The organism is Pseudovibrio sp. M1P-2-3 (genome assembly GCF_031501865.1).
In the GTDB taxonomy this organism is placed as follows: Bacteria; Pseudomonadota; Alphaproteobacteria; order Rhizobiales; family Stappiaceae; genus Pseudovibrio; species Pseudovibrio corallicola.
In genome coordinates, this window is sequence record NZ_JARRCW010000001.1 from 4,595,464 (window position 1) to 4,621,190 (window position 25,727).

Sequence of the window (25,727 nt, forward strand, 5' to 3'; positions counted from 1 at the left end):
AAGGATTTTCCGATGTCAGAAACATTGTTTCGTCGCGTGAGCCGTCTGGTCTCTGGAACCGCTAATTCCATTGTCGATGCCGTAGAGAACCGCGCGCCCGACGTGGTGATGTCGGAAGCCATTCGAGAGATTGAGGGAGCCATTCAAGATGCCCGCACCGCCTTGGGCAAGGTCGCCGTGCGCAAACATGTGGCCAGCCAGCGCCTGAGTGAGTTCAATACCCGACATGAAGAGCTTCTGGAGCAGGTGAACGTCGCCTTGGGCAAAGGCGAACGGGAGCTGGCCCATGCCGGGGTCGCCAGCCAGATGGATATCGAGGCACAAATCCCGGTGCTTGAAAAAACAATTCAGGATGCGGGCGATGAAGAACAAGAGCTGGGCAATTCCGTCAAGGCGCTGCAGGCGAGAAAACGGGAGATGAATGAGCAATTGCAACACTTCAAGCAAATCCAGAGTGCGCAGCAACATGGCACGCTGGGACCTGCAGAAGCAGCCGGAGCTCAAGGTGTGGACACTAAGGTTGCGGCGGCCAATACCGCCTTTGACCGAGCGTTGTTGGCTTCTACGGGAGTGGCGTCCCCTGCAACAGCGGCAACAGCCGCGAAGGCAGGAAAGTTGAGCGAACTGGATGAACTTAACCGCGCTCATCGCATCGAAGAGCGCCTCGCCGCCCTGAACGCCGCGCTTCCCACAGGAGGTGGTTCTTGAACCTCATTGCAAGTGAGCCTGTTGTCGGCTTCAGCATCGCCATTGCCATTATGCTTGGCCTTGCCCTTCTGGAAATTCTGGGGCTGTTGTTCGGTCTCTCGCTATCGGGACTGATTGATGAAGCACTGCCGGACTTTGAGGCAGATCTCCCTGATGCGGATGTCACGGCTGGTGCGGATGTCGCAGAGGTCGCGGGGGCTGGCCCATTAGCGGGTGTGCTCGCCTGGCTGGCGGTGGGCAAGGTTCCATTTGTGGTACTACTGGTGATTTTTCTCACAATCTTCGGGTTGAGCGGCATCGTGCTGCAAGTGCTGCTGTGGCAATATCTGGGCTTCATGCTGCCATTTTCCGGCGCGGCCGTGCTGGTTCTGGTGATTGCGCTCACCCTCACCGGTCGGCTCGGCAATCTGATCGGCCGCAAAATGCCAAAAGCCGAAACCCAGTCTATTTCCCGCGAGGCGCTGGTGGGCCGGATTGCACGCATCACTCTGGGTGAGGCCCGCGGTGACATGCAGGCAGAAGGCAGAATTACCGACCAGTATGGCACTCGGCACTATATTCAGATCCTGTCCGACCGGGACGGGGTTGTTCTCAACACCGGCGATGAGGTGCTGATTGTGGGCATGCAGGCGGGTAAATACTTAGCCATTTCCAATCCACATCAAAACTTAAGTGACAGACTTAAAAATCCTTAAAAAGGGGCATTAGAACTTTATGAACGATTATTCCAGTCCATCTCAAGGTGCGCTTGAGACCGGCTCTGCGCTGATGAGCATTGGTTTCATCGCCGCCATTATTATTGTGGCTCTGCTAACCATTGCCATCGTCTTCGCGCGCCTGTACCGGCGCTCCACCAAGGAAATCGCCTTTGTGCGGACCGGCTTTGGTGGCCAAAAAATTATCATGAATGGCGGCGCGCTGATTATGCCAGTCCTGCATGAGACGATCCCAGTCAATATGAACACCCTTCGCCTTGAGGTGAAGCGGGCCGATGACGCCGCGCTGATCACCCGCGACCGCATGCGTGTCGATGTGGTGGCGGAATTTTACCTGCGGGTGCAGCCCACCGAGGACTCGATCGCCAATGCAGCCCAGACCTTGGGCTCCAAAACGATGCACCCGGAGGACCTCAAGCACTTGATTGAAGGCAAGTTTGTTGATGCGTTGCGAGCGGTCGCAGCGGAAATGGCGATGGAGGAACTGCATGAGCAGCGGGTGTCGTTCGTGCAGAAGGTGCAGGCGGCAGTTTCCGAAGATCTCTTGAAGAACGGTCTGGAACTGGAATCGGTGTCGCTCACCGGCATGGATCAGACCAAAATGGAGTACTTTAATCCCAACAACGCCTTTGATGCGGAGGGTCTGACCCGCCTTACTCAGGAAATTGAGGAACGGCGCAAGAAACGCAACGAGATTGAGCAGGACACGGAAGTTCTGGTCAAACGCAAAAACCTGGAAGCGGAACAGCAAAAGCTGGAAATCAGCCGCGAAGAAGAATATGCGCGGCTGGAACAGCAGCGGAACCTGGAAATTCGCAAGGCCGAACAACAGGCCTTGATCGCCACCCAGCAGGCCGAAAGGCGTCAGCAGGCCGAGCAGGCAGAAATTACCGCGCATCTGGAAATCCAACGCTCCAATATCGCCTCACAAAAGGACCTAGAGGAACAGGAGATCGAGAAGGCGCGTACCATTGAGACCGCTCAAATTGAGAAAAGCAAGTTCATTGAACTGGAACAGCAGGCCCGCTCCATTGCGGTGGCTGAAAAGTCTAAGGACCTGTCTCAAGCCGATGCTGCTGCCAACGAGGCCCGCGCGCTAGCGGTACGCGCCGAAGAGCAGGTGCTGACGGCGCAGGAAATCGAAAAAGCCGAGCGCCAGAAACAAGTGGAATTGGTGGAAGCTGCGCGAGAAGCTGAACGGGAAGCCATTGCGGTGACTGTTGGCGCGGATGCAGACAAGAAAGCGGCCGAAGACCGTGCCGATGCCATGCGCATCAGCGCCACCGGTGAAGCCGATCAGATGCGTCTGGCCTCGCAAGCTGAGGCGGATGCTATTCGTAACCGCGCCGAAGCCGACAAGCTGCGCCTGAGCGTCGAGGCGGAAGGCAAGCGCAACCTCAACGAGGCGGCCAACCTGCTGGCGGCAGACCAGATCACCATGCAGGTCAAGCTGGCCTTGATCGAGGCATTGCCGCGCATCATCGAACAATCGGTGAAACCAATGGAGCAGATCGAGGGCATTAAGATCCTCCAGGTTGACGGTCTGCACGGAGCCAGCACCGGCCCGAGTGCTGCCGCGGGTGAAGGCAATGGTACCGCGGCGCTGCCGGACCAACTGGTCAACTCCGCTCTCAAGTATCGCACTCAGGCTCCCTTGGTGGACAGCCTGCTTAGTGAGCTGGGCATGTCCGGAGGTGACCTCAACCAGATGACCAAGGCCGTGAGCGACGCGGGTTAAGGATAAAATCGTGCGCCGCAGTGCACACAGCACTGCGGCAACGGGCGTTTGTAGCCTTGATCGCCACATGGGGGCAAAGTAACTGGGTACCACTTTTCTGATGAATGAGTGAAATGCCTTATTGATCAATCTGGAAATGAAAATGAACTATTAAATGAAACGTATAATCAATAAAATTATTAAGTCTAAGTTGGTCTTTATTGGGTTAATTATAAGTGTCTGTTCAAGAATAGCAATATCGAGCAATTCTTCTGACCATCAGCTTGATCATGGCAACGTTCATTAGATATTCCGTGGTTCTGGCATATCGCTCAATGTCCTTTGATAGCCTGCGGTTTATGCCTAACCATGCAAAGGTACGCTCAACAATCCAGCGTTTTGGGAGGATCTGAAACCCTTTCTGAGTTCACTTAACGATCTGAAGGGGTCTCGGGCTCGCCTTTGCTGCGATCTGCCCTTGGTATCCACCGTCGGCACAAATCACCTCAAGAAAAGGAAAGCGGGATACAACCCTTTTGCAGACAAGCGCGAGGCCATCCCGGTCGTGAATGCCTGCCGAATGTACCTTGCCACTCAATACAAGCCCAAGAATATCAACGAGGATATGACGTTTTTTCCCTTTTACCTTCTTCCCGGCATCAGAACCAACATCGCCACGGGTATCTGGACCGGTTTTTTCAGACTGACTGTCAATAATTGCGAAGGTCGGGCTTTCTTCACGCCCTTCTAGCAGACGGGTTTATTGGTAAAGTGCTTCATGTACCCGCTCCAAAGTCCCATCTTGCCTAAACCGCTTAAAATAGTAATGCACTGTACTGCTTGGGGGAAAGTCCTTCGACAAGAAGGCCCATTGGCAGCCCGTTTGTAAAAGGTAGAACAGGGCATTAGTGACCGCCCGTAGGTCGGTGCTGCGTCGCCGATCGCGTTTCGGCTGTTTGGGCATATGAGGCGCAACCAAAAACCACTCTTTATCTGTCAAGTCACTTGCATATCGCAGCCCTTTGCGACAATGAAGTTTCCGGGTGAACGGCGTCCATACCATTTGTGGCCTCAAGTTTTTCGCAGAATATGAAAAACTCGAATACCGTCGTTTATTCAAGAGCTTATTTTTGAACAGACTCTAAGATTTTAAAGGCAGGACGGCAGTTGCAGTTGGCTATGCTTCTGGCGCTAAAGTGTATCCTCCCTTCCTCTGCATGCGGAACTTCTGTGGTGACACACCGATTGCGGACTCGAAGGCGCGAGAGAAGGCGCTACGGCTGCGGAAACCTATGAGGTAGGAGACGCGTTCGATGGGGTGGTCAGTTTCCAGCAATATAGTAGCGGCACGGCGCATACGCACATGCCGCAGAAGCTCCATTGGACCGCTACCATAAGCTTCCTGAAAGCGTTTGGCAAAGCCGCTGCGGCTCATACCCGCAAGGGTAGCGAGGCTCTCGACGGAATGTGGCTCGCCCGGTGTATCGAGGATATGCCGAAGTACCGGCCACATGCGCGGGTAACGTAGGGCTGCCATCCATTCCAGCCCGCCAAATTGATTGTTGAAGCGGCGGCGCATCAGTTCGATCATGCATTGCATCAGGAGCGCGCGCACCATGGCAAGGCTGCCTGGTGCTGGATTGGCAAGTTCCAGAAGCAATCTGCGGATCGGCGCTTCACAGGCATCTTCGCCTGCCTGATACTCGACAATCGGCTCCTGCACCAGATCAATCAAGTTTTCCATTTGCCGGAGACTAAGCGATATCCGGGAGCAGATGACAATGAGCTGGCCCTCGTCCTGTTGATCACTGTTATAGATCAAGTGCGCCATTTTCAGCTTGTCCGGATTGCAACTGGGGATCGGATCCTGAACTTGTCCAAAACTGCGCAGCACGTGCTTTTTGAGAGCAGGCACAAGGATCAGCGAGCCTTTGCGCACGGGGATAGCGGGTCGTCCCGGGAACACCAGTTCCCCTTCCCCGGCCAGCACATAGTGCAGGGTCGCCAAAGGGTCTTTGTTCAGATCAAGGTCACAGGCACCGTTCAGCTCACACAAGGCAAACGGGTGGGCCTGTATTTCCATTTCATCGAGAATAAAATGCATATCCATACATTCATCTATAACGACCATCGCGATGTAATGATACATATTAGGACTAAAAGGTACCAATTTCGGACCATAAGGCACATAGCTTTTCCCATCTTCTCATCATTAAACATGTGAAGGTACAGACGATGTGTAACGACAATGATCACAAGAAAACACTCAGCCGCCGTGATGCTCTGCGCGGTGGCCTGACTGCTGCTGCAGCTGTTGGTGGCGCTGCAATTGCGGGTGCTGCCCACGCAAAAGCGCAAGATAAAGTGAAAGATCCATATGCTCCACCGGCGAAGTCCGTTCTGCCTCCAAGCGACATGAAACTGGACCTGAGCCGCGCTGCACTTGTTGTGACAGATCCACAGAACGACTTCCTGTCTCCTGATGGCGTGACCTGGGGCGTTGTGGGCGCGAGCGTGACCCGCAACAACACCGTAAACAACATCGAGCGTCTGTTCAAAGCTGCAAAAGCAGCGGACATCACTGTGGCTGTTTCTCCTCACTATTACTACCCAACTGATCACGGCTGGAAGTTTGAAGGTGCACTGGAAAAACTGATGCACAACATCGGCATGTTCAATCGCAAAGGCGCGCTCAACGTGGATGACTTTGAAGGTTCCGGTGCAGACTGGTTGGACGTTTACAAGCCTTACATCAACGATGGCAAAACCATCGTCACTTCTCCGCATAAAGTGTATGGCAACGACACCAACGACCTTTCCCTTCAACTGCGCAAGCAAGGCGTGGATCAGGTTATTCTGGCGGGCATGTCTGCGAACCTTTGCACCGAAAGCCACATGCGCGAGTTGATTGAGCAGGGTTTTGAGGTTGCTGTGGTGAGTGATGGTACGGCTGCAGCCGTCATTCCGGATGGCGATGGCTATCTGGCCGCACTGACCAACTTCCGCTTCATCGCTAATGCAGTCTGGACAACTGACGAGGCTGTTAAGCTGCTTCAGGCTTAACAATTAGGCGCACCGCCTCTCTATTCAGGCGGTGTGTTCATCTTGCCATTGGCAAGGTCGCTATTATTTCTTAAAATAAGAACAAGATTCACCGACGATCTGGCTAGATAGCCATCTGACTTTTAACTTTAAATAACCTGACAAAGCCCGTTGATGCCCCTAAACCTGCAGCCTTTGTTCCGGTTAGCGTTGAAGACATTGCTGAGGTAGGATCTTTTGATAACTTTGTACCTCATTTTGCGAATGGCGACGCAGTCGTCAAAAATGTAAACAGTTTCCGGATAAGATACTGCAGATGATAAAGAAAGCAAGAATTGCTATAGATAATCAAGAAAAATGGAATCAAAATAAGCCAGTTATATAATGTGTAGAACTTCAAAATTAATCTGACAGGCACAACAAAAGCCGTAACCTGTCAGATCAAATGAAAATTTTTACATATAATGAATCGATTGATGCTTACTATACGATTAGTTGTAAGCCCCATGGCAATTTGCGATCCATTCAGCCACACAACCCTATATCAAAGTTCTAGCTAACCTGTCTTAACCGACGGAACTCGGCAATCCAAGCAGAAACTTGGCCTTGTGCTACAAGTACACCGCAAGTGGTTACAAGTACACCAAGTAACTGGATTATAGAGGGCATTTTACCGAATATAGCAGAAACACCTAAAGCAAAAACCGGTACAAAATTAAAGAAAATGGAAGTCTTCCCTGGTCCTCTTGTCGCGACCCCCACATTCCAAAAAAGATAAGCCAAAACAGAACCAGCTATCCCCATGTACAGACAAGAAATATGGCTTATTGCATTACCGGACTGTAGATCAATAATTGGAAATTCTAATGAGAATGCCATTATAGATAAGCCGACAGTACCAAAAAGCATAGTCCATGTTGTTGTTTCTAATGGTGTTGAATCAGAAACAAACACACGAGTACCAACAGTGTAAACTGCCCATGCAATACTCCCTAAAAAGATCATGATATCGCCAGTAGCAAAGAATATATTTCCGGAAAGTATCTCTCCATTTGTGACAACTAGCGCTACACCAATTAAACTAATCACCATACCAATAACACGTATGATTTCAGGCAGCTTTTTGCTAATCAATGCTTCTACAATATTCGCTGAAATTGGTGTTGTTGCCATGATTAAGGCAGCCGTAATTGGGTTGGATGTTTGTAGTCCCAAAAAAAGAGAACCATTAAATCCGGCTACGCCAATAACTCCTAAAATAGCGAAAGGGAGAAGGTTTTTTATGAGTATTTCCCGTCTGAAGGCACCCTTAACCATCATGACAACCATAATTGCGATAACAGCGATGGAAAAACGCTCAACAGATGCTGTCCAAGGTGGAATACTTGCGATAGCAATTTTTGTGGCTTGAAAATTAGAGCCCCAAAAAAAAGTTGCCAATAAAGTCAACGAGACGGCGGTTTGTGAGGAGGCTTTCATCATACTCCTCCCTTAGCCCTGATACCATAACGGAGCATCTAGCCTCATAGAGGATATTTGAGATTCACTCATCCCCATGCAACCCAAGCCAAGTGCGGATACTTCAAACCCATTACCAAGCTTTCTTTTTTCAATATGTTTCTCCCTTGTGCAACAGAAAGAAAATGTGGCACATACCTAATATGAAAAATATAGAAAATTTTCATAAACAGATTTTCATTTCTGAAAAACTTACTTCACAGAGATTGGTGTGGGATGATACTCATGCATTTCTTGCTGTTGCCCGGAACGGAACTCTAATACCAATCCCCCTGAAGTTCGACTCTTGTAGGATACCCAAGTGCATTGATTTCTGAATCTATATCGAAACTAGATTTGGAGGATGTTTTGAGTGCAGCAATCCCATTACGCGATGATTATGATGGCGCCAATTTACGCTGGTTGGCGAAGGCTAGACTGGCTTAAGAAATGTGGAGAGCCTTCGTCTCAATATCTATTTGCTGTCTCTCGAATACAATTGGCGATTGATATCCTAACGCCGAATGTCTTCGAATTGGATTGTAAAAGCCCTCAATGTAAACGCCAAGAGCCTTTCCAGCTTCCTGTCGTGTTTGAAAGACAGTTCGCCACATGGAGTTCACCCCAGTTTTCGGACAGATTGATTGAAGCTGTTATGCCGCCATTTTCCAAGCCCTTTGTCTAAAAGCCTCACATGGCGTTTTATAACCGATAGACGAATGCCTGCGCCGACGGTTATAGAACACCTCAATATATTCGAAAATTGCTGCCTTCGCTTGCTCTCTTGTAGCAAATATTGTTTGGTGGACCAGCTCCTTTTTCAGGGAGGCAAAGAAACTTTCCATCGGCGCGTTGTCGAGGCACTGGCCCTTTCGGCTCATGGACTGTCTTATGCCGGCGTTCCGCAGCTTCGCGCGATATTCTTCTGAGCAATATTGACTGCCTCTATCGCTGTGATGAATGAGGCCTGGAACAGGGCCACGCCTTGCCAGCGCCATTTCAAGGGCCGAGCTGCACAGACTTGCTTTCATATGCCTGTCCATGGCCCAGCCGACAATCTCCCGGGTCGCCATATCCTTGATGGCCGCCACATAAAGCCAGCCTTCATCAGTGGCGACATACGTAATATCTGCAAGCCAGACGGTGTTAGGAGTGAAACGGTCAAATTCGCGCTGCAACAAGTTTGGCGAGGGCGACTTCTTGTGATTGCTGAGCGTGGTTACCGGCGGGACAGGTCCACGACGATACGGAGAAATATCATTATCACTCATAAGCTTAGCGATGCGTCTTTGTGAGACAACCTCACCTTTGGCAACCAACTCGGCATGGATCCGCTTTGAACCGTAGCAGCCCCGGCTTTCCAAGAACATCGCTCGGATCAAACTCAACAATTTCTGCTCCCGCTGCTCCTTACGTTGAGCCCGAGCCTGGCGCTCGGGTTGTGAAGACAGATACCCGTAAAACCAGCTGCGGCAGACTTGAAGAAGACGGCAAAGGACAGAAACCGTGTAATCTTTTGCATGGGCGGCAATGAACAGATGTTTGTTTGTCATGGTTTCCCCACCCTTGAGGCGAAAAAAGCTGAAGCTTTCTGCAAGATCTCATTTTCTTCTTGAAGCCGCTTGTTTTCCTTGCGCAGCCGGGCCAACTCGGCAGCATCAGCCTTCTGGCGGCGTTTGGCTTCTTCTGATCCCGCCGCTTCCCGCTCCAAACGCCAGATCTTCAACTGTGAAGGTGTGAGGCCCAGCTCCTTGTCAACCTTGCCCATGGTCGCTCCCGCTTCATAAAGCCGATCGACAGCGGCAGCCTTATATTCGTCCGTGTACTTACCTCGTTTGGTTCCCATTCCTTGTCTCCTCGCAACAATCTAAGTGAGTATACTTGATTGTCCGGAAACTGGGGGGAACTCCACCCCATCCCGACCCATAACTTCACGACGGACGGTCCGCCGCTGCTCGTTTTTATGGGCACGAGAGGAATAATAGAGGCATTGGGGCAGAGGGGGATAAGGTTTGGGGAAGAAAGATGCAATGAATTTGGTCTATGCTGATAAAAATGGTCCAAGAGACACTTTGATGAAGGAGGCAGCCCATGCCGGTTCCCATCAACCGCAAAGCCACTCCAGCTGATTTGCCTAGTCTTCTCGTTTTGGAAGAGCGGTATATGGCGGAGCTGGAACCCCAGCACTATGAACACTGGAAGGCAGCCAAGGCCACCCATAAAAGGATGCTGGAACACCATCTGGCGCAGACACATGTGTCCACTCTGGGCAACGAGGTGGTGGGTTTTTGCAGCTGGACACTTGTGCAGGATGACCCCACTATCCAGCACCTATATGTGCATCAGGACTACCGCCGTTATGGCCTTGCAGCCCACCTACTAAAGCTGGCGGAAGAGCAGGTTCTGCGCGCCGGTTTCACTCGCTGCTCCTACAGCCCCATAAGCACCCATCCGGCCCGCGTCTTTCTGGAGCAAGGTGGCTATAAACTTATGCGCGATGATGGGGAGAGGGCGCATTTGGTGAAGACGTTGTAGGGATGCGGTTTCGGAGACTACTGCATATTTTGAAAAAGTGGATGCAGGTTTCGAGTAAAATGCTTGGAATACAATTGGTTATCGTGGGAGGTGTCTCTATTAAGACGCTGCCGCCTTGGTGTGGACAGCGCACGTATAGGCCCCTTTTCACTTTTCAATTGTGTAAGAATCCAATGTTCCTTATTGCTCTGCGCAATTTTCATTAGAGCGGAGAGACGTAAGGATGAGCCAAGCCGATATAACAGATGCGTATAACATTGATCCTAGTGAATTGGCTGAACTTCGTGCTCAAGTGATGAGACCAAGTCTTGAAGCTGTTGGGCGCTTCAATGAAGTTCGGGTTCGTGAAAGGTTTCTTTCCGGCTTTGATCCCGCTGACACTCGGTTGATACTCATAAATAAAAGACTTCTCGGCTTCTATGTTGTCCGCGATTATTCTGACCACCTCTATCTGGATCACTTATACATCAAAGTAGAGCATCAAGGCGAAGGTCTGGGAAGGATGGTCGTTCGGTCTATACAAGAAGAGGCGAAAAAGGCTGGGCTTCCGTTGCGATTAAAGGCACTTAAGGACAGCCCCGCCAATAGGTTTTATCAATCTTGCGGCTTTGAGTTTCAATCCTGTGAAGGGGTAGATAACCATTACATCTGGCAAACTGATAGCAAAATAGAAGGTTAGGATGCTTTAGAGAGGCAACAATGACGTAATAGGGCCTCTGGTCTTTACATTTTTTATTGGTCTCCAAAGCTGACAACTTCTTTATGTAAGCGCATACCTGTTGTCTGCTTCACTTCGCTTAAAGTACAAAAGTTAGAGTGTGAAGCGTGAATACGAATGAGCGCAGCCTGCTCTAAATAGAGCGCACTTTCCCGCTTATCAGGCAGCATGTTGAAGCCGTGTCAGGGCTTTATAGCTCAGAGCTTCTGCCAGATGGTTGGGGGAGATACTGTCTTCTCCTGCCAAATCGGCAATGGTTAGGGCAAGTTTTAGGGTGCGGTGGTATCCGCGAGCGGACAGAGATAGTTTTTGGGCGGCTTCGTGCAGCAAGGAGAGACTCGTTTTGTCCAGTTGAATCAATCTCTCCATTAGTAAGGGTGTGGCTTGACTGTTCAGGCGGCAGGTAGCCTCGGCGTGGGCGTATCTGATCCGCTGGCGTTCTCTTGCTTTTTGAACGCGCTCCAGAACTTTTTCTGAACTTTCCGCTTGTGAGGGGCGCATTAGGTCCATTGTAGAGACTGCTGGAACATCCACATGCATATCAATCCTGTCCAGAAATGGACCGGACACGCGGGCTTGATAGTCTGAGGCGCATTTGTCGCCGCGTTTGCACTGGTGGCCCGGTTCTCCGGCATAGCCACAACGGCACGGGTTCATGGCAGCGATAATCTGTACGCGGCTGGGATAGGTAACCCGATGGTTGGCCCGCACAATCACCGCTTCACCACTTTCAATGGGCTGACGCAGGCCGTCAAGCACCTGCGGTGCAAACTCGGGTAGTTCATCCAAAAACAAAACGCCATTATGAGCGAGGGAAATCTCGCCGGGTTTTGCTTTCAAGCCGCCGCCCACCAGTGCGGCCATGGATGCAGAGTGGTGGGGACAGCGAAAGGGACGGTGATTGGTAAGGGCCCCTTCCTTCAGCTCGCCAGCAATGGAGGAGATCATGGAAACCTCAAGCAGTTCGCTTGGTTCCAGTTCCGGCAAAATGGAGGGAAGGCGGCTCGCCAGCATGGATTTCCCCGAGCCAGGAGGGCCGACCATGAGCATGTTATGGCCACCAGCTGCGGCAACCTCCAGCGCTCGTTTAGCGCTCTCCTGTCCGCGGATTTCACTAAGATCCAGCTGCGGGCCTGTGTGGTTGATCAACTTTGGTTTGGGAGCGCCCAAAGGGGCGGACCCTTTGAAATGACTGAGCAGTTCCAAAAGGTTGCGAGGGGCGAGAATAGACATGGTATGATCGGCCCATGCCGCTTCCGATCCGCAGCCGGCCGGGCAAATAATCCCCTTGCCTTGCCCGTTGGCGGCAATCGCGGCGGGCAGAATTCCGGTTATGGGAGCAAGGTTTCCATCAAGAGAGAGTTCCCCAAGGGCAATATACTCCTCAAGAGCATCTTGGGGAATCAGCTCCATGGAACACATGAGACCCAAAACAATGGGGAGGTCATAATGGGACCCTTCTTTGGGAAGGTCTGCCGGGGCAAGATTAACGGTGACACGCTTGGCAGGCAGGGCAAGGCCGGAGGAGAATAAGGCAGAGCGAACCCGTTCACGGCTTTCTGTCACTGCCTTATCGGCTAGCCCTACGAGGCCGAATTGAACAGCGCCCGGCCCGATTTGCACCTGCACATCAACAGGAACAGCTTCGACGCCTTGAAATGCCACTGTGGCGACCCGTGAAAACATCAGCCTAACCTTTCCTCCGTCAAGACTAAGGTTAGGCTGGATATTAATGGGTCACAATTACGGAAACTCGTAGGGGCGTTTCCCTATGAGTTTGAACTTAGAGCCTCTGGCGTCTATCAGGTTCTTATGCTTGCGATCGTTTCGCCTCCAAAACGTCCATTACTTTTGCCGCGACATTAGGGCCACCAAGGTTTTGAATTGCCCGGATTCCAGTGGGAGCCGTTACGTTGATTTCGGTCAGGTAACCATCAATCACGTCAATACCCACGAGGATCAAGCCTTTTTCCTTGAGTGAAGGGCCTAGCCGTGCGCAGATTTCCCTCTCACGGTCCGTAAGATCACTGTCCTTAGGGGAACCGCCACGTACCATATTCGAGCGCAGGTCCCCTTCCGCAGGAACGCGGTTGACAGCCCCTGCAAACTCACCGTCTACCAACAAAATACGTTTGTCTCCGTGCTTAACATTGGGAAGGAACTGCTGAATAACCCAAGGTTCGCGGAAGGTCGATGCAAAGAAATCGTAGAGAGAGCCGTAGTTCAAATCATCTTTGGTGACACGGAAAACAGCGGCACCGCCATGACCAAACAGCGGTTTCATAACGATATCGCCGTATTCCTTGCGGAATAGATCAATTTCCGAACGGTTATTGGTGATGAGGGTTGGCGGCATCAAATCCGCAAACTCTGTCACAAACAGTTTTTCGGGAGCGTTGCGCACTTCATCTGGGTTATTCACCACCAGTGTTTTTGGGTGAATTTTCTGCAATAAGTGAGTGGCTGCAATATAGGCAAGGTCAAAGGGAGGGTCCTGACGCATGAGAACCACATCCATTGTACCAAGGTCCACGCGCTGTGGTTCGCCCAAGGTGAAGTGGTCACCCACTACATCGCGAACGGTAATGGGCTCCACTTGGCACATGACTTTTTCTCCCCACAGGGCCAAACGGTCTGGGGTATAGTGGTAGAGCTCATGTCCGCGTGCCTGTGCTTCCAGCATGAGAGCAAAAGCACTGTCTCCAGCGATGTTGATGGTTGAGACGTGGTCCATTTGGACGGCAATCTTGAGGCCCATGAAAAGCTCCTGAACAAAAAACTGGCCGGTAAGGCGTTTTGGTCAAATATAGAAGGTATCTGCGAAAAGTACCAATTGGTTCTCAGATACGTTTGGAAACAGTGAAACAAGGCAGAGTTGACGGGTCACCTCATCAAAACATGCCCCAGTTCAGGCTGATATGAGGTTGTTTGGAAGATTTGTCTATGGCTTCAAGTATAAAAACTCAAAAAGCTAGAACAGTTCAGGCTGATAGAAGTCGGGAATGTGGTGCACGGTGCCACCGCTTTCAACGGCCATCAGGTCGAAGCGGATAGTCATATACGCAAGTTTGGGAATGGACTGCCCCTCATTGGCAAGCCAGTGACTGGCAGCGCGGGCAATACGTTTTCGAGAGGCGGGCGTGACTGCTGTGAGAGCATCTTCCAGATGCTTGCGAGTTTTGACTTCTATGATTGAGATCACGGCTCCGCGTTTGGCAATGATATCGATCTCTCCTAGCTTTGTTTTGTAGCGCTTGGCGAGAATCTGCCAGCGATGATGCTTTAGATAAGCTTCGCAACGCTGTTCCGCCCTCACTCCTTTTGAATAGGCGCGGGCCTGCGCATATCCGCTAGTCCTTTGGCTGGGTATGGTTGTGAGGTGATGGTGCATTCAGCTTGTCTCGGAACTCCAGAGCGCGGGCATAAAGGGTTTTGCGGTCTACGCCGGTTAGTTTAGAGATTTTTTTGGCCGCTGTACTTACAGGCATTTGGGTTAGGGCTTCTTTGAGGAGGCGGTCAGCATCTGTGGAGTCTGGAAGCTGGGCTTGACCTGGAGCTATAAGGATAACGATTTCGCCTTTTGTGCGATCTTTTGAAAATTGCTCGCTAAGTGTGCCCAGTGTACCGCGCTCGAATGTCTCGAAGCGTTTGGTCAGTTCGCGGGCCACAACGGCTTTGCGATCTGCGCCAAAGGCTTCTTCCATATCCTTCAAACACGCTCCGATTCTGTGGGGGCTTTCATAGAAGACGAGCGTTGATTCCATATCTTTAAGCTCATCCAGCCGTTTTTTTCGCCCACTAGACTTCTGTGGCAAAAAGCCTGCAAATAAAATTGCATCGGATGGCAGGCCGGAACCAACGAGGCCGGTGAGCATGGCGGATGCTCCGGGGATAGGGAAGACGCGGTGCCCGTTCTCCACAATGTCATTCACCAAACGGTAGCCGGGATCTGAAATGAGGGGGGTGCCCGCATCGGATACCAAAGAGACAACTTTTCCGTTTTCCAAGGCCTCCAGAATGTGAGGTCTTTGCTTGTCGGAATTATGCTCGTTATAGATCATCATTTTCGTTTTTATTCCGAAACGATGCAGTAAACCTCCAGTAACACGCGTATCCTCACAGGCAATGAGGTCGCTTGCGGCAAGGGTTTCCAGAGCACGTATGGTGATGTCTCCCAAGTTACCGATGGGGGTAGAGACAATATAGAGACCGGATTCGATTCTTTTGGCAGCAAAACTGTTCTCGCCGAGTGAGTAGTCATTCGACTTTTTTGTACCCTCAAATTCGCTCATATTGTGGCCCTGTTTCCGCATAGTTTTGCACAAGTGATTGCGCAGATCTAACTGGAAAACCGGATTTAAGACAGATCCTAGGGGCTATTTTTGTGTAGGAAATAAAAAAAACAAAATCTTAGAGGATGAACTGCTCGCATTAACGGGTTGTAATCCGAGAAATTTGGAAGATTGGTGCCCATGGCTGTGTGGGTATTCGATGAAATGGCGGACAACAAATGACAGAAATTGCGGGCTCTTCGAAAACAGGACTGTTTAAAGGGTTTATTACCTCGCTTGGCGTGGGGGCTATGCTGTTTTTGGGCAGTTGTGTGAATTCATCGAACTATACTTACAGCTCCTACTCCTTTCCAAAAGGGGGGGAAGAACAACAGCCAACCGGGCAGGTGATTGGCGAGGGCTCCGTTCGTGTTGCTATGCTGCTTCCGTTTTCCGGTGAGGGAGCTTCGGCGTCCTCTGTCGCCAACCTGTTCCGCAATACCGCTGAACTTGCACTGAGTGATTTTCAAGATTCTGATATCCAGCTTATTATTAAAGATAGTGGTGGAACCACATCCGGCGGGCAGGCGGCTGCGCGGGCTGCTGTTCAAGAGGGTGCCGAGCTGATTATTGGCCCTGTCTTTGCTAATGCGGTACGCGGGGCCAGCCCCATTGCGCGTGGTGCCGGAGTGCCTATTATTGCCTTTTCAACGGATACGAATGTGGCCTCTCAAGGCACTTATCTTTTGAGCTATCTACCCCAGTCCGATACGAAACGTGTTGTAGATTTTGCCATTGAGCAGGAGAGGCGCTCGTTTGCCGCATTACTGCCCAACAACTCTTATGGCGCTGTTGTGGAAGCGGCATTCCGTCAGGCGGTGGGCAGTGCGAACGGGCGAATTGTGAGTATTGAGCGTTATACCCCTGGTAATGTGGAGGATATCCGCCAGAAAACGACGAATATCAGTGGGTTGGTCTCTCAGGTAGATACTTTGTTTATTCCTGAAGGGGGTGGGGTTCCTTCCTACGCCATGCAGGTGATGACTGAAGTGGGGGCGAACATTGGCGAACTTAAGCTGATCGGATCCGGCCTTTGGAATACGCCTGATGTTTTACGCTCTCCTGTACTTGTTGGGGCTTGGTTCCCGGGGCCTGATAACCGGAATTTTGATGATTTCAGCAACCGTTACGCGCAGACATACGGGAGTGCTCCTGCCCGCAATGCATCCCTTGCTTATGATGCCATGATTCTGGCTGCCGGGCTGGTCCGCACGGCAGGAGTTGAGCGTTTCTCCGAATATACCCTCACCAGCCGTGATGGCTTTCTGGGTGTAGACGGGGTGTTCCGGTTTGATAGAAACGGCAACAGCGAACGGGGCCTTGCGGTTTATACAATTACCCAACAAGGCAAAGCTGAAACAGTCTCGACTGCACAGCGCAGTTTTTCCTATTAAAACAGCTTCTCGTTTAATAGAAACGCTTCACTGCTTTAACTCATCGTGTGCGTGTATCTCCGAAAGCCGACATCCACTTTTCGGAGATATTCTGCAAGACTGTGGTGGGGAGCAGCTCTCCCTCTCTTAAACTTATGAGATATCTTTGCGATAAAACAGGTGAAAGTTTGTCTAGGACACGATAGAAATATCGGGTTGTAAAAATTCTGGTCTGGAGTGCCGAATGCTAGAAGACAAGCGCATCCTTCTTGTGATTACGGGTGGTATTGCCTGCTATAAGTCCCTTGATCTTATACGTAGATTAAAGGAGCGCGGCGCTGGTGTACGAACTGTCATGACACAAGGAGCCTGCCAGTTCATAACCCCCTTGGCAGTGGGCGCTCTTAGCGGTGATAAAGTTTTTACCGATTTGTTTGATCGGGAAGACGAGCACGATGTGGGACACATTCGCCTTTCCCGAGAGGCGGACTTGATTGTGGTTGCCCCTGCTACGGCAAACATTATGGCCAAGATGGCGCATGGTTTGACCGATGATCTGGCTTCCAGCGCTCTGCTGGCAACCGATAAGCCGGTTTTGCTTGCCCCAGCCATGAACTCCCGTATGTGGGCGCATCCGGCGACTCAGCGCAACTTATCGATGCTACATGCAGATGGCATTATGACCAGCGGGCCGAATGCCGGTGAAATGGCTGAAAGCGGTGAGGCGGGTGTGGGCCGCATGAGCGAGCCAATGGAGATTGTGGCAGCTGTTGAAGCCTTCTTCGCGCCTAAAGAGGCTCCGCTTCAAGGCAAGCATGTTGTAGTGACTGCCGGACCGACCCATGAGCCAATGGATCCGGTGCGCTACATTGCAAACCGCTCCTCTGGCAAACAGGGTTTTGCCTTGGCAAAGGCGGCGGCAGAAGCGGGCGCGCGTGTCACGCTCGTTAGCGGCCCTGTTTCTCTTTCCGATGTGGACGGGGTGAACACCATCCGCGTGGAAACAGCCGAGCAAATGAAGGCGGCTGTTGAAGGGGCATTGCCTGCAGACATTGCTATTATGGCGGCAGCCGTTGCTGACTGGCGTGTGGCCAGTGAAGGGGCGGAGAAAATAAAGAAAGACGGAAGCGGCGCCCTTCCTACTTTTCAGTTTGTAGAAAATCCGGATATTCTCGCGGGTGTTGGCCATCATTCCACCAAGCGCCCCAAACTGGTTGTGGGCTTTGCAGCCGAAACGCAGGACCTGATCAACAACGCACAGCGCAAGCTGGAGAAAAAGCGGGCGGACTGGATCGTGGCCAATGATGTGAGCCATGAGCACAATGTGATGGGCGGGGATTTTAACACGGTTCGTATTGTGACAAGGGCAGGGATTGAGGATCTTCCTAAACTTCCCAAAGATGGTGTCGCCCGTGAATTGATTGCGCGAATTGCCAAGTCTGTTTAACGATAAGCGGTGTTTTGTTCTCACCGGTTTTTTGAAAGCGTGGGACGTGAGCCGCGCTTTCTCATAGTCACACACGCCATGCGACTTCCTTACAGCGTAATTCTGTAGAATATATGCGCTCTAGACAACTGGAAAAGTAGGGCTACGCAGCCGCAGTTCTGGCTCAATTTATAGTCGTGTCCCCCTAATAAAACAGGGTAAAAACGACAGGTGTAATAAGGCCCATAAGCTTGAGATCTCTGTAAATACCCCATAAGCTATCGATGCTATCTGTATGGGGTAATCTGGGGGGGAATATATGCCAGTATTGTTCAGGCCCAAGATTAATGAGGTCTACGAAACTACAGCACAGTGGTGGGGGAACCAAGGGCAAATTCAATTTATCGCCCATGCAATCACCGCAGATGGTGCCACTCGTCTAGCTCCTATAAAGGCGGTTGGAGCAGGAGGCGGCGCTGGGAACCACCCAGATCAGCTCTATTGGAGGGATAATAGCGCGCAGATCACAGCAGCCATTGCACGACTAGGCGCACGTATAATTCGCATTGAGATTGATTGTACTTTGATGCCTTGTACAAGAGGCCAAAACTGTTGCCTGTATGTAGTACCTCAATTAGTCAATCAAGTTCGGCCCAACACTACGATTCGCTTCTTTTCTCACCGTGATGAAAATATGGCTCGTGGAAACGAGAACTCAAAACGCTACTTCGACTGCCAATCGAATGATGGCCATGCTGCCCTTGAAAGGGCCTACAATGCCAATAGAGATTGGTGCTGGGCACCATATGATGGCCGCCACTACGCTTAAGTTTCTAGAATTATAGGATTCCCTTTCAGATTCTTTTCCGATTCAATTAGCCTGTTGTTTAGGACGGTCGGTACGACTGGGGAAGCCATATTTATGAGATTCACGCATGCGATTTGTGATTCTTCTGGATACGGGTATATGAGCAAGTGCAGCGGAACGCAGGCTTGTGGTTGCTCGCTCTACAGCCACACGTTGGGCATGGATCTTCGGACACCATTTGAAATAAGAATTCATTGCCATCATTCCACCAAGCGCCCCAAACTGGTTGTGGGCTTTGCAGCTGAAACGCAGGACCTGATCCATAATGCACAAAGAAAGCTAGAGAAAAAGCGGGCGGACTGGATCGTGGCCAATGATGTCAGCCATGAGCACAATGTTATGGGCGGAGATTTCAATACGGTTCGTATTGTGACAAAGGCAGGGGTGGATAACCTGCCCAAGCTGCCCAAAGAAGATGTGGCCCATGAGTTGATCTCGAGGATTGCCAAGTCTGTTTAAGGCATAAAGCTAGCTGTGCTCCGCCCTATCCTATGGAATAGGATAGGGCGGAGCACAGCTAGCTTTTGGGACCGAAATGCCGTGTCACACTTTGGCCGCGGCTTTGCCTGCCGTATTTGTCACAAAAACACCCATCAAGCGTCTCCTAGTGGTCCAATAGGAACGGGTGGTACCTCAATGTTCAGTATTTGCACTATAAAATTCCCGAGTATTCTGATTTCCCTCCTCTTCACATCACAAGCATTTGCTGGAAAACAGGATGCCATATTGCTTGCGGGGGACCTGTGCCAGTCAGAGGCGCAATTTATGGGATCTCAGTGGGCTGAAAAACACTTCGATACAAAGGCTGTTTTCATAATGACATTCAGCGGGGATATACGAAAGCTCTCCGCCAAAAGTGAATTTGATGCCTATGAGAAAATTGCCATCCTTTCCCACGGCTGCGACGGGGGGATTGGCGGACTGTCAGCCGAGACATTTTCGCAAAAATTCACTTATTATCACCAGAGTACCCCAAAAGAAATCCGGGTGTTTTCCTGTTATTCTGCCAAGAAACCGAGTCGTGGAAGCAGTGTTCTGACTGCCTTGCAAAATAAATATCAGGGCATTGAGTTTCTTGAGGGGTATGACAGCGCGATTAAACTGGCTGGCAACGGGAATTCAAGTATCAAGGATTTCAGGTTTGGAACTCCGGTAAAGCACTATGAGAAGCCGGCGGATAATTTTGATTACAAGAATCTGAAGCACTTTTGGGAGGATCTGCATAAAGTTTCTGAAAAAGCTCCAGATGCGAAACTGAAGGACTACTGCACTGACCTGTTTAAGGCGATCACATTGCCTACAAAATCAATTGAAGAGTTTCGGAAACAGGTAATTGATGTGTTTAGTGAAAAAGCATTTACAGGCGGCACTGTCTATCCGCCCCATAATTTCTGGCGGGCCTACGAAAAGGAGCCTGTCGACATTAACCCCATTGGATGTGGAATGAAGAAGCCCGTTAAATTTCATGGTACATTCACGCAGGTTTGCCCTTAAATCAGTTTGTGCTTTAGTAGAAACGCTTCACCGCTTTAACTTTTTGTGTGCGCGTATCTTTTTCGAAAATCGGTATCTACTTTTCGAAGATACGCTGTAAGAAGCCGTCCCCTCACGGGGTGAACAAGCAGTGGGCGATATGCTGGCAGGCGCCTAAACGGCTTGTAACCAGCTTTAAAATCTGGAGGCACAACATGGCATTCAACACCCCAGAACAACAGGAAGTTAAAGCGGCCGTTGACGATCTGGTCAGCGCCGGAATTGCGGCTGATGTTCCGGCTCTTCAAAAGATGTATCATGATGAAATAAGCGTACATATGCTTGATTGCGAGGGGCATGTTGAGCTGCTTGATAAAGCAGCGTTTATTGCCTCGTTTGTGCATATGGCTGAAACGAACCCGAAAGGGGCAAACGATTGGATACGTTATGAAAGCATATCTAGGCACGGCAAAAACGCCCACGTAATTTTCAATCGAAAAATCATGAGGGATGGTGAAAAGTGGTTCCTAACACTGTCGATAGACCTGATTTATGAACAAGAGCGCTGGCAGGTGATCCGAGAAGTGATTTTCAATCGTCCAATTTAGGAGTCTTGCCCTTAAGAACGGCAGATGATGATACAATCTGCCGGTTTACGCAGTTCGAGATTGCGCTATTCCAATGATTTGGTTTGTACACGGTGCCCATATCCTTCCATAGTGGCCGGAACACCGTGTACGTTTAGAGAGCGGAGGTTAACTCACTTGCGCCTGCTGTTGCTGGGCCGGAGTATTATTCAAAATCATATCCGCTGCTTTTTCCGCAATCATGATTGTGGGAGCATTGGTATTACCGGAAACGAGGGTTGGCATGATTGAGGCATCAACCACGCGGATGTTTTCCAGCCCATGCACTTTAAGGCTGGTGTCCACCACGCTCATGTCATCACTCCCCATTTTGCAGGTTCCAACGGGATGATAGATTGTTTCGGATCTGGAACGAATGGACTCTTCGATTTCCGCTCTGGTTTTACCAAGGGGGTAAAGCGAGTCACCGCGAATGTCGTCAAAGGGTTTACTCTCCAGAATATCCCGCGTTTTTTCAACCCCCGCTACCATTACATCCATATCTCTGGAATCGCTGAGGTAACGTGGATCAATGCGCGGTGGTGCGAGTGGATCGGTTGATTTCAAGCCCACTTCACCACGCGATTCTGGCCGCAATACACATACGTGACAGCTAAAGCCATACCCGCGGTGCAGGCGGCGACCATGCTTGTCAATCAAGGTTATGACAAAGTGGTGTTGCAGATCAGGGCGGCTAACGCCTTCTTGAGAGCTGAAGAATGCACCGGATTCTCCTGCTGGCGAGGCGATCATGCCGCTGCCGTCTTTACGCCACTTGTTTACTTCCCCAAGCAGTTTAATGCCGGGCATAATTCCAACGCCAATCAGGTCTTTTTCTGATGTGCGATAGTTCAATGTGTAATCAAGGTGGTCTTGAAGGTTTTTGCCAACGCCCTCCAGTTTATGCTGCACCTTGATGCCATGCTTTGTAAGCTCTTTTTCATCTCCGATGCCTGATAACTGGAGAAGCTGTGGTGAGTTGAAGGCACCTGCACACAAAATTGTTTCCTGACCGGCAAAGGCGGTGAGTGTTTTGCCGCTATGAATAAAGGAGACGCCTTTGACGCTGGTTCCTTCCATATGCAGCTTTGTTGTGTGGGCATTGGTATAAACTGTGAGGTTCGGGCGATCCATCACAGGGTGCAGGTAGGCTGCTGCCGCAGAGCAGCGTTCACCGCGCCTATGGTCGTGGAACTGGGTGACGTGGAAGTATCCAGCACCTGTCTGGGAGCTTCCATTGAAGTCGTCATTTCGCGGAATGCCGTTTTGGACAGCAGCTTCAATATAGCGGTCATTTATAGATCTAGGGGTGACCTGATTACTCACATGAAGCGGGCCACGACTTCCATGAAGAGAATCTGGCCCCAACTGGAAGTTCTCGGACTTCTTGAAGTAATGCAGGACATCCTCATAGGCCCAGCCTTCACAGCCCAGATCCCGCCAATGGTCATAGTCTTCCCGCTGTCCGCGTATGTACTCCATGGCGTTGATAGCGCTCGACCCCCCAAGCGCCTTGCCGCGTGGCTGGTACATATGCCGACCGTTCATGAACTCCTGAGCTTCCGTGTAAAAGGCCCAGTTGTTTATTTTGAGTGGTTTCCCCGGTACTTGTGCAACTATTCCCATGGGAGCGCGCACAATCACAGATTTACCGGCCCCCCCAGCTTCAAGCAAACAGACCTCGACCTCGGGATTTTCTGAGAGGCGGGACGCTAAAACCGAACCGGCTGATCCCCCGCCAATAATTACGTAATCGAATTGCAAAGTAAGCATCCTCCCCAGAACTTCATCGATCTTTGCGTGATTATGTATTTATAGTTTTAAACTGTATTAGTGGTTTACTCTAACGATTAATTGGGGGGATGAATAGAGTCTTTATTGGTTTATTTATTTATGCTTAAAGCATTAAATCTTTGGGTCCCGAAGACGGTGCAAAGACTTTGCTGCTGAGTGGGCGAAAACTAGTGTAATTGCTTTACGGCGTGGGGCACTGAGCTTGTGCTGCGGAGCTTCACGAATGATTTCAGCATCATAGCCATCGGAAAGAATGAAGCCCGTATCTTCTGGAAAGACCTCAGAGGGTACTTCCGGCAGGCTGGCGAAGTAAAATTGATCGCAAAACTCTCTATAGCTTTCCCACTTGTTGTCACTGGTGAAGTCTGTAAGGGAGGATTTAATCTCAATAATCCAGATTTGCCCTTTGGGCCCCAACACCAGCAGGTCGGCGCGCCGGCCACCGGGCAATGTGACTTCCGGCACACTGGAATAGCCCATAACAGAAAGTAGTCTTTGCGTTCCGCGCTGAATTTTCAACGCGTTCTGGGATTGCCTGCCATCTTGAAGACGGTCATCCAGCTGGATGATGTTGGTCTGCCCTTTGTCATGCATGCTTTCGTTCCATGAAACTGTTCAAAGAAAGTGGTGAGATCTGATCTTTGGAAAGTAAATGCCGTTTATGGGATATAGGCACGTGAAAACAATATATTGAAGTTAAAAAGGTGCTCCACTGGCTATGCTATCGAGGCGGCGAGCAAATGCCAAGGGGGAGGCTTTGGAAAACAAGGAAACCTGAGGGGCGTTAAGGGGATGGATGGCCCACCCCCTTGTCCTATTGTTTAAGAGGAGCGGCGTTTCAAGTATCCGCTGTTTGCGCTGGGATTTGAGCCAGCATTTGGCTTGCGGGCAGGCTTTGCGCTGCGTTTTGCAGGCTTTGCCGCAGCTGATGGTTTGCCGCCCTTTGCGGAAGCAGGCTTGGACGGCTTTTTAGGGCCTCTGCTTTTGGCGGCGACCAGTTTTGGCGGAGTGGATTTGCCCTGCGCTGAACCAGACTTCTTCTTGGGTGCGCCCTTGTTCTTGTTTTTGCCTTTGCCAGCACCTTTACCGCGCCCGCCGCGTGCTTTTTGCGGGACGGAGTCGGACATGAACCAGCCGTAACCGTCCAACTCGTCAATTTTTTGACGGGTCAGGTGCTCAATCGTTGTGAGCATGCCCCGATCTTCCGGCAGGCAGAAGGTGATGGCGATGCCTTCACGGCCCGCTCTTGCCGTACGTCCGATGCGGTGAACGTAGTTTTCGGCAACATTGGGCATGTCGTAGTTGATCACATGGGAAATGCCACTGATGTCGATACCGCGCGCTGCAACATCGGTTGCCACCAGAATTTTAAGGCGTCCGCTTTTAAACGAGGCCAGCGTTTTCTGGCGTTGCTGCTGGGAGCGGTCGCCGTGAATGGCCTCTGCTTTCAAGCCTGCGGCATTGATTATTCTGGAAAGCTTGGTGGCACCGTGACGGGTTCTGGTGAAAACAAGAACACTTTCGATGCTTTCATCTTTAAGAAGCTCCAAGAGAAGAGGCTTCTTCTGGCTTCCGTCCACGTGAGCAATCTTCTGTTCCACCTTTTCGGCGGTTGTGGCAGCCGGTGCCACTTTCACTTCTACCGGATCACGCAGGAACTTGCGGGCAAGTCCGGAGATTTCTTTTGGCATGGTGGCAGAGAAAAGGAGTGTCTGGCGCTCTTTGGGTAAAAGCTCTGCCAACTCTTTCAAGGTATGAATGAAGCCCAGATCCAGCATCTGGTCGGCTTCGTCCAGAATGAAAATCTCCAGATCGTCAAAGTGGATGGCGCCCCTACGGTGAAGGTCCATGAGACGGCCAGGTGTTGCCACCAGAACATCCAGACCACGCTGGAGATCACGGATCTGTTTGCCCATGGCAACGCCGCCAACCACACTGGAAATTGCCATAGGCAATGAGCCTGCATAGGCTTTGAAACTGGTGGAGATCTGGTCGGTCAGCTCGCGGGTCGGCGCGAGGATAAGAGCGCGGACACCGCGCGGGGAGGCCCTGAATTTGCTGTCCAGTAGTCTTTGAATAGTGGGCAGTGAAAATGCAGCGGTTTTGCCGGTGCCGGTTTGCGCAAGGCCAAGCAGGTCATTCCCTTCCAGAACGGGGGGAATGGACTGGGACTGGATCGGGGTTGGTTCGGTGTAATCCCTGTTGGAAAGGGCTTGCAACAGTGGTTTGATTAGGCCCAGTTTTTCGAAGTTCTGCAAAGGGTACTCTTTCAAGTGTTTGGCCACCGCAAATCAACCCGCAAAAGACCCTGTGTCATACTGTCGGATACTTGAATCGAAGGCCGGTGATGCAAAGTACGCGCCCGAGCGAAGTCGGGGGCTGTGCTTTTTTGCATTCTAGGTTCACGTCAATAAATGAGGCTACATAAGAAGCCGAGGCCATTCATCTGTTGGTTTCCCCGCTAAAAGTCAAGGGAAAACACTCAGAGTGGCTCAGCCCCCTTGAATTATGATGGCTAAAGGACAAAATTAACGCCACTTATTAGCAAGGGGGACGCGATGGACCTTTCTCAAATGGAGCCGAACGCCGAAAAGGCTGCAAAACTTTTAACAGCGATGGCTCATCCAAAACGCTTGCTGGTGCTTTGCCAGCTGGTAAAGGGGGAATTGTCCGTTGGTACTCTTGTTGAAAGTTCAGGGCTTAGCCAGTCAGCGCTGAGCCAGCACCTTGCCAAAATGCGCAGCAGCGAACTGGTGAAGACCCGTAGAGAGGCACAGACCATCTACTATTCGTTGGCAAGCAAGGAAGTGGAAGCCATATTATCGACGCTCTACGAGCTGTATTGCGCGGATGAAGAGGAGCAGGCTCAACTGTAGAGACTGCTCCTGTCTTTCCTTTAAATC

At 50.8% G+C, this 25,727-nt stretch carries 25 protein-coding genes and 1 pseudogene; 13 read left to right on the forward strand and 13 right to left on the reverse strand.

Annotated features, from left to right (window positions below; translation table 11 throughout):
- Positions 1-12 precede the first annotated feature (12 nt).
- From P6574_RS20315 to P6574_RS20325, 3 genes are read left to right on the forward strand one after another with little or no spacing between them, the layout of a single operon-like run.
- Entirely contained in the window at positions 13-708 is a 696-nt protein-coding gene (locus tag P6574_RS20315) for a PspA/IM30 family protein (protein WP_310622022.1), read from the forward strand.
- On the forward strand, positions 705-1,403 hold the full coding sequence (locus P6574_RS20320) for an OB-fold-containig protein (protein WP_310622023.1): 699 nt from the start codon (positions 705-707) through the stop codon (positions 1,401-1,403). Before P6574_RS20315 ends, P6574_RS20320 begins: the two co-directional genes overlap by 4 nt.
- 19 nt (positions 1,404-1,422) lie before the next feature.
- Positions 1,423-3,162, forward strand: coding sequence for a flotillin family protein (locus tag P6574_RS20325; protein ID WP_310622024.1), 1,740 nt, complete (start codon positions 1,423-1,425; stop codon positions 3,160-3,162).
- 223 nt (positions 3,163-3,385) lie between these two features.
- On the opposite strand, the pseudogene P6574_RS20330 reads toward P6574_RS20325, so the two are convergent.
- Both P6574_RS20330 and P6574_RS20335 read right to left on the reverse strand, forming a co-directional pair.
- Positions 3,386-4,204: pseudogene (locus P6574_RS20330) on the reverse strand (IS5 family transposase).
- A 114-nt stretch (positions 4,205-4,318) separates the two neighbouring features.
- Positions 4,319-5,245, reverse strand: a complete 927-nt coding sequence (locus P6574_RS20335) for an AraC family transcriptional regulator (protein ID WP_310622025.1) — start codon at positions 5,243-5,245, stop codon at positions 4,319-4,321.
- A gap of 131 nt (positions 5,246-5,376) precedes the next feature.
- On the opposite strand from P6574_RS20335, the gene P6574_RS20340 reads away from it, so the two are divergent.
- Positions 5,377-6,204, forward strand: a complete 828-nt coding sequence (locus tag P6574_RS20340; RefSeq protein WP_310622026.1) for a cysteine hydrolase — start codon at positions 5,377-5,379, stop codon at positions 6,202-6,204.
- A 531-nt stretch (positions 6,205-6,735) separates the two neighbouring features.
- On the opposite strand, the gene P6574_RS20345 is transcribed toward P6574_RS20340, so the two are convergent.
- From P6574_RS20345 to P6574_RS20360, 4 genes are all read right to left on the reverse strand, one after another.
- A complete protein-coding gene (locus tag P6574_RS20345; RefSeq protein WP_310622027.1) occupies positions 6,736-7,662 on the reverse strand; it encodes a DMT family transporter in 927 nt (308 codons plus the stop codon).
- 461 nt (positions 7,663-8,123) lie between these two features.
- Positions 8,124-8,237 carry a hypothetical protein gene (locus P6574_RS20350; RefSeq protein WP_405048163.1) on the reverse strand — a complete coding sequence of 38 codons (114 nt, stop codon included), beginning with the start codon at positions 8,235-8,237 and terminating at the stop codon, positions 8,124-8,126.
- 96 nt (positions 8,238-8,333) lie between these two features.
- A complete protein-coding gene (locus P6574_RS20355) occupies positions 8,334-9,233 on the reverse strand; it encodes an IS3 family transposase (protein ID WP_310622028.1) in 900 nt (299 codons plus the stop codon).
- Positions 9,230-9,526, reverse strand: a complete 297-nt coding sequence (locus P6574_RS20360) for a transposase (RefSeq protein ID WP_310622029.1) — start codon at positions 9,524-9,526, stop codon at positions 9,230-9,232. The genes P6574_RS20355 and P6574_RS20360 overlap by 4 nt, the downstream gene beginning before the upstream one ends.
- 245 nt (positions 9,527-9,771) lie before the next feature.
- On the opposite strand from P6574_RS20360, the gene P6574_RS20365 reads away from it, so the two are divergent.
- On the forward strand, positions 9,772-10,215 hold the full coding sequence (locus P6574_RS20365; protein ID WP_310622030.1) for a GNAT family N-acetyltransferase: 444 nt from the start codon (positions 9,772-9,774) through the stop codon (positions 10,213-10,215).
- 223 nt (positions 10,216-10,438) lie between these two features.
- Positions 10,439-10,894 (forward strand): GNAT family N-acetyltransferase, encoded by a 456-nt coding sequence (locus P6574_RS20370; RefSeq protein ID WP_310622031.1) that lies wholly within the window; start codon positions 10,439-10,441, stop codon positions 10,892-10,894.
- A 198-nt stretch (positions 10,895-11,092) separates the two neighbouring features.
- Here P6574_RS20370 and P6574_RS20375 read toward each other — a convergent pair whose 3' ends face one another.
- From P6574_RS20375 to rsmI, 4 genes are all read right to left on the reverse strand, one after another.
- The gene (locus tag P6574_RS20375; protein WP_310622032.1) at positions 11,093-12,619 is read right to left on the reverse strand and encodes a YifB family Mg chelatase-like AAA ATPase; all 1,527 of its coding nucleotides are present in this window, start codon (positions 12,617-12,619) and stop codon (positions 11,093-11,095) included.
- 124 nt (positions 12,620-12,743) lie between these two features.
- Positions 12,744-13,691 carry a glutathione synthase gene (gshB, locus tag P6574_RS20380; protein WP_310622033.1) on the reverse strand — a complete coding sequence of 316 codons (948 nt, stop codon included), beginning with the start codon at positions 13,689-13,691 and terminating at the stop codon, positions 12,744-12,746.
- Positions 13,692-13,904: 213 nt separating this feature from the next.
- On the reverse strand, positions 13,905-14,324 hold the full coding sequence (locus P6574_RS20385) for a YraN family protein (protein WP_310622034.1): 420 nt from the start codon (positions 14,322-14,324) through the stop codon (positions 13,905-13,907).
- Positions 14,284-15,225 carry a 16S rRNA (cytidine(1402)-2'-O)-methyltransferase gene (gene rsmI / locus P6574_RS20390; protein ID WP_310622035.1) on the reverse strand — a complete coding sequence of 314 codons (942 nt, stop codon included), beginning with the start codon at positions 15,223-15,225 and terminating at the stop codon, positions 14,284-14,286. The genes P6574_RS20385 and rsmI overlap by 41 nt, the downstream gene beginning before the upstream one ends.
- A gap of 218 nt (positions 15,226-15,443) precedes the next feature.
- On the opposite strand from rsmI, the gene P6574_RS20395 reads away from it, so the two are divergent.
- The 6 genes from P6574_RS20395 (at position 15,444) to P6574_RS20420 (ending at position 21,012) form a co-directional block, all read left to right on the forward strand.
- A complete protein-coding gene (locus P6574_RS20395; protein ID WP_310622036.1) occupies positions 15,444-16,658 on the forward strand; it encodes a penicillin-binding protein activator in 1,215 nt (404 codons plus the stop codon).
- Positions 16,659-16,881: 223 nt separating this feature from the next.
- Positions 16,882-18,084: a bifunctional phosphopantothenoylcysteine decarboxylase/phosphopantothenate--cysteine ligase CoaBC gene (gene coaBC / locus P6574_RS20400; RefSeq protein ID WP_310622037.1), complete on the forward strand. Its 1,203-nt coding sequence runs from the start codon at positions 16,882-16,884 to the stop codon at positions 18,082-18,084.
- 298 nt (positions 18,085-18,382) lie between these two features.
- Positions 18,383-18,892, forward strand: coding sequence for a hypothetical protein (locus P6574_RS20405; protein ID WP_310622038.1), 510 nt, complete (start codon positions 18,383-18,385; stop codon positions 18,890-18,892).
- A 138-nt stretch (positions 18,893-19,030) separates the two neighbouring features.
- Positions 19,031-19,390, forward strand: a complete 360-nt coding sequence (locus P6574_RS20410; RefSeq protein WP_310622039.1) for a phosphopantothenoylcysteine decarboxylase domain-containing protein — start codon at positions 19,031-19,033, stop codon at positions 19,388-19,390.
- Positions 19,391-19,567: 177 nt separating this feature from the next.
- Positions 19,568-20,425: a hypothetical protein gene (locus P6574_RS20415; RefSeq protein ID WP_310622040.1), complete on the forward strand. Its 858-nt coding sequence runs from the start codon at positions 19,568-19,570 to the stop codon at positions 20,423-20,425.
- A 194-nt stretch (positions 20,426-20,619) separates the two neighbouring features.
- The gene (locus tag P6574_RS20420) at positions 20,620-21,012 is read left to right on the forward strand and encodes a hypothetical protein (RefSeq protein WP_310622041.1); all 393 of its coding nucleotides are present in this window, start codon (positions 20,620-20,622) and stop codon (positions 21,010-21,012) included.
- Between the two features lie 147 nt (positions 21,013-21,159).
- On the opposite strand, the gene P6574_RS20425 is transcribed toward P6574_RS20420, so the two are convergent.
- The 3 genes from P6574_RS20425 to P6574_RS20435 all read right to left on the reverse strand — a co-directional run bounded on the left by P6574_RS20425 (position 21,160) and on the right by P6574_RS20435 (position 25,082).
- Positions 21,160-22,803: a GMC family oxidoreductase gene (locus P6574_RS20425; RefSeq protein ID WP_310622042.1), complete on the reverse strand. Its 1,644-nt coding sequence runs from the start codon at positions 22,801-22,803 to the stop codon at positions 21,160-21,162.
- A gap of 132 nt (positions 22,804-22,935) precedes the next feature.
- Positions 22,936-23,418, reverse strand: coding sequence for an MmcB family DNA repair protein (locus tag P6574_RS20430; RefSeq protein WP_310622043.1), 483 nt, complete (start codon positions 23,416-23,418; stop codon positions 22,936-22,938).
- A gap of 227 nt (positions 23,419-23,645) precedes the next feature.
- A complete protein-coding gene (locus tag P6574_RS20435; RefSeq protein ID WP_310622044.1) occupies positions 23,646-25,082 on the reverse strand; it encodes a DEAD/DEAH box helicase in 1,437 nt (478 codons plus the stop codon).
- Between the two features lie 300 nt (positions 25,083-25,382).
- Between P6574_RS20435 and P6574_RS20440 the strand changes: the two genes are divergently transcribed.
- Positions 25,383-25,700, forward strand: a complete 318-nt coding sequence (locus tag P6574_RS20440) for an ArsR/SmtB family transcription factor (protein WP_310622045.1) — start codon at positions 25,383-25,385, stop codon at positions 25,698-25,700.
- The last annotated feature ends 27 nt before the right edge of the window (positions 25,701-25,727 follow it).